The 4,518-nt window shown below is 32.4% G+C and carries 4 protein-coding genes and 1 pseudogene; 4 read left to right on the top strand and 1 reads right to left on the bottom strand.

Annotated features, from left to right (window positions below; translation table 11 throughout):
• Together IDG60_RS07290 and IDG60_RS07295 are read left to right on the top strand one after the other, a co-directional pair.
• On the top strand, positions 1-684 hold a 684-nt coding region (locus IDG60_RS07290), incomplete at its 5' end, for a HoxN/HupN/NixA family nickel/cobalt transporter (protein WP_031806668.1).
• A 242-nt stretch (positions 685-926) separates the two neighbouring features.
• Positions 927-1,721 carry an arylamine N-acetyltransferase family protein gene (locus IDG60_RS07295; RefSeq protein WP_001017423.1) on the top strand — a complete coding sequence of 265 codons (795 nt, stop codon included), beginning with the start codon at positions 927-929 and terminating at the stop codon, positions 1,719-1,721.
• A gap of 133 nt (positions 1,722-1,854) precedes the next feature.
• Here IDG60_RS07295 and IDG60_RS07300 read toward each other — a convergent pair whose 3' ends face one another.
• Positions 1,855-2,367, bottom strand: coding sequence for an HdeD family acid-resistance protein (locus tag IDG60_RS07300; protein ID WP_000410764.1), 513 nt, complete (start codon positions 2,365-2,367; stop codon positions 1,855-1,857).
• Between the two features lie 282 nt (positions 2,368-2,649).
• Here IDG60_RS07300 and vraD point away from each other — a divergent pair, with 282 nt between their 5' ends.
• Positions 2,650-3,408, top strand: coding sequence for a peptide resistance ABC transporter ATP-binding subunit VraD (gene vraD, locus IDG60_RS07305; protein WP_000154162.1), 759 nt, complete (start codon positions 2,650-2,652; stop codon positions 3,406-3,408).
• A pseudogene (vraE, locus tag IDG60_RS07310) lies at positions 3,398-4,518 on the top strand (peptide resistance ABC transporter permease subunit VraE); the annotation flags it as partial. The gene vraD and the pseudogene vraE, both read left to right, overlap by 11 nt.

Below are 4,518 nucleotides of genomic sequence, written 5' to 3' on the forward strand. Positions count from 1 at the left end.
CATTTCCAAGATATTGGTGGAACGATTGGTACACTAGTTTCAGGTTTCTTTTTAGTGCTTATCGGTGTGTTGAATCTAATTATTTTAATCTCTTTAATTAACTTGTTCGCTAAATTACGTCGTGAACACATTGAAGAAGCTGAAGTCGATGTATTACTTGAATCTAGAGGATTTGTTTCTCGATTTGTAGGACCTTATTTCAAGTTAATCACGCGTAGTTGGCACGTATTGCCACTTGGCTTTTTATTTGGACTTGGTTTTGATACAGCTAGTGAAATTGCGTTACTCGCTCTTTCTTCAGGCGCATCACAACAAGCCATTTCATTTATCGGAATCTTATCTTTACCAATTTTATTCGCATCAGGTATGAGTTTATTGGATACATTAGATGGTGTTGTAATGAAGTATGCCTATAATTGGGCATTCTTCAATCCTATTCGCAAAATCTATTACAATATAACGATTACTGCGATATCAGTCATGGCAGCATTAGTGATTGGGATGATTGAATTGCTACAAATTCTTGCTGATAAGCTAGATTTACATGGTGCGTTTTGGGCATTCATTGGTTCGATCGAATTTGATTATTTAGGCTATATTTTAGTTGCATTATTTTTAATTACTTGGCTTATTTCAAGTTTAATTTGGAAGTTTGGTCGCATAGAACACAAATGGTCTAAATAAAGTAACTTGTCTTGCAACTACCTTTGTATTGTTGCATTTTTAGACACCCTGCACACTTCTTCCATTATGCTACGCTCTCAGTAGTCATCTTTAAATCGTTTCTTTTAGAGATGACTTCATTTTGAGAGCGTATTTTTCTATTTAAAATGTATTTATCCAAAATTCAATGCTTTCGAATTTAAAATTTCAGCATTTCTGTTTAAAATTTAATTATAATCTTTAATACAGGAGGCGCTATGCTTATGAATATTGCGAAGTTAGAGAATTATTTACAAATTGATTCATCTCGTTATAATCGACCGAGTATTGAAGCATTAAATTATTATGCAACACGTTTTATGTTAACTGTACCTTTTGAAAATATTGATGTTCAAAATAGTAAGCCGATATCTATAAATATCGATGCACTTTTTAATAAAATTGTTCATGATAAACGTGGTGGTTTTTGTTATGAGTTAAATACATTTTTCAAAGCATATTTACAACAAAAAGGATTTAATCCTGAATTAATGTCAGCTACTATTCACACACCCGGTGGCGGTCGTAGTCTGAACGGTTCACATGCTTCACTTGTTGTTTCTATAAATGATGTATTCTATGTAACTGATGTTGGCTTTGGAGACTTACCTCTACATGCCATTCCTATTACTTCATCTGAGCATACACAACCAATTACTGATATCAGTGGTACATTCCGCGCTATTTTTAACAACGAAGACAAGGATATTTTCTATGTTCAAAAATTCGAAAATGATCATTGGCATACAAAATATGAAGCTGAATTCAAACCTAAACAAATAGAAGATTTTAATAGCAACATCGAATATAATCAAACGCATCCAGATTCAATATTTGTACAGCATTTATTAATTACAATGCCACAATCATTTGGCCGTGCTACAATGTCTGAAAATCATTTAACTTTAACAAGGAATGGTAGCTCAGAAAAATTTGATGTCACTAAAGATAACTATAAACATTTTTTAGAAAAATATTTTGGACTAAATGTAACTATTAATCGTATTGAAAAACAATAATAGTAAAATATAAAAATATGGGCGTATCTTACTTATTGTAGGTAGCGCCCCTTTTTTATGCTTCATAAACACAACAAAAAGGATATGACACAAACTTCATGTCACACCCTTCTTTTGAACCGCTTCATTTTACTTAAGCAAGTGCATCTACAACATAAATGACACCTACGAATACAAATGCAATAGCAATCATCGTCGAAATAAAGACGATACCCATTAATGGATTAAATAATAAAATGACACCGAAAACAATACCTAATAAATTAAAAATCACTGAAATTAGTTTTAAGCTACCACTACCCGTAAACGTAAATAATCCTGCAATAGAACTAAAAATGAACCAGAATGCAAACATGTAGATAAAAAATGCCGAGCTAGCGCCAACATTAAAAATGACAATAAGACCAAAGAGAATATCTACAATCCCCATAAACAGAATCCAATTTTGGTTACCACCTACTAAAGCTTTTGCTTTTCTACGGTAAATGATTTGAATCACACCGTTAATTAATACAAACAGTCCAATCAACCAGGTAATAGCATAAAAATTTTCAATTGGAAATGTAAAAATAACGACTGCCAACATTAATAATAATACACCCATTATTAAACTAGACCATTTAATACCTTGATTTCCTTTTTCCATAACAATCAATTCCTTTCAAATAAAGCCCTCTTTTAATTTTTACAAAAAATTTATTATACAATAATTAAATTCCCTTTTCTCAATTTACACAAACATCATCACTTAGAAAGCACCATTGCTTTTGTCTAATATGTACGATGAATCTGTATCCTCACTCAAAAATCTACTACGTAGCGATAGCTTTCAACTCTGTAAGGTTCAAACATTGAATTGTAAGTTTAGATAAAGGCTACTACTCCAAACATTATTTAAAATGAAATTAAATACAAAAGGAGTGAGACTATGACAATATTATCAGTGCAACATGTTTCAAAAACATACGGTAAAAAGCACACATTTCAAGCACTTAAAGATATTAACTTTGACATACAAAAAGGCGAATTCGTTGCGATTATGGGGCCTTCTGGATCAGGTAAGACAACCTTATTAAATGTACTAAGTTCAATTGACCAAATTTCTAGCGGTAGCGTGATTGCTAACGGACAAGAGCTTAATAAACTTAATCAAAAAGCACTTGCCAAATTCCGTAAAGAATCATTAGGTTTCATCTTCCAAGATTACAGTATTCTGCCGACATTAACTGTCAAAGAAAACATTATGTTACCTTTATCTGTTCAAAAAATGTCGAAAGCAACAATGGAAGAAAATTATAAAGCGATTACTACAGCATTAGGTATTTATGACCTAGGAAATAAATACCCTAGCGAATTATCTGGTGGTCAACAACAAAGAACTGCAGCAGCGAGAGCATTTGTTCACAAACCACAAATCATATTTGCAGATGAGCCAACAGGCGCACTCGACTCGAAAAGTGCAAATGACCTATTACAACGTTTGGAAGAAATGAATAAATCGTTTGATACAACTATTGTCATGGTTACACATGATCCGGTTGCAGCAAGTTTTGCAGAACGTGTCATCATGCTAAAAGATGGCCAAATTCATACACAACTTTATCAGGAAGGACGTTCTAAACAGGCCTTTTATGAAGACATTGTACATCTTCAATCAGTATTAGGTGGTGTCTCAAATGACATTTAACCATATCGTTTTCAAAAACTTACGACAAAACTTAAAACATTATGCAATGTATTTATTTTCATTATTTTTTAGCATCGTCTTATATTTCAGTTTTACAACCTTACAGTTTACTAAAGGTGTAAATAATGACGACTCGATGGCCATCATTAAGAAAGGTGCTTTAGTCGGATCAATATTTTTATTTATCATTATTGTCATCTTTTTAATGTATGCCAATCATTTATTCGTGAAACGCCGTACACGTGAATTTGCGCTATTTCAGTTGATTGGTTTAACACGACAAAACATTTTGAAAATGTTAGCACTTGAACAAATGATTGTATTTTTAATCACAGGTGTTGTCGGTGTATTATGTGGCATTGCAGGTGCACAATTATTGCTTTCCATAGTATCTAAATTGATGTCGTTATCGATTAACTTATCGATACATTTCGAACCTATGGCCCTTGTTTTAACTATTTTCATGCTAATTATTGCGTATGTACTGATTTTATTTCAAAGTGCTTTATTTCTAAAAAGACGTAGTATCTTATCAATGATGAAAGATTCAATTAAAACTGATGCCACAACTGCTAAAGTAACGACTGCAGAGGTTATTTCAGGCGTATTAGGTATTGCTATGATTGCACTAGGCTATTATATGGCGACAGAAATGTTTGGAACATTTAAAGCACTAACTATGGCTATGACATCACCGTTTATCATTTTATTTTTAACGGTAGTAGGCGCCTATTTATTCTTCAGAAGTTCCGTGTCACTAATTTTTAAAACTTTGAAAAAATCTAAAAATGGACGCGTATCTATTACAGATGTTGTATTTACATCGTCTATTATGTACCGAATGAAGAAAAATGCGATGTCTTTAACTATCATTGCAATTATTTCTGCAGTTACAGTAACTGTATTGTGTTTCGCGGCATTATCTAAATCAAATACAGATCAAACCCTTACATCTATGGCACCAAATGAATTTAACGTGGTCGCTACTCAAGATGCTAAACAATTTGAAACTAAACTAAGCCAACAACAAATTACATTTTCTAAAAATGCTTACGAAACTATTACTGTAGATAATGTTAAAGATCAGGTTATTACTTTGGAAAATGGTAG

Source organism: Staphylococcus sp. EG-SA-2, assembly GCF_017152085.1.

What these genes read in the sequence shown, in the direction of transcription:
- IDG60_RS07295 (WP_001017423.1), top strand. Translation starts at nt 927, where the DNA reads ATGAATATTGCGAAGTTAGAGAATTATTTACAAATTGATTCATCTCGT.
- IDG60_RS07300 (WP_000410764.1), bottom strand. Translation starts at nt 2,367, where the DNA reads ATGGAAAAAGGAAATCAAGGTATTAAATGGTCTAGTTTAATAATGGGT.
- vraD (WP_000154162.1), top strand. Translation starts at nt 2,650, where the DNA reads ATGACAATATTATCAGTGCAACATGTTTCAAAAACATACGGTAAAAAG.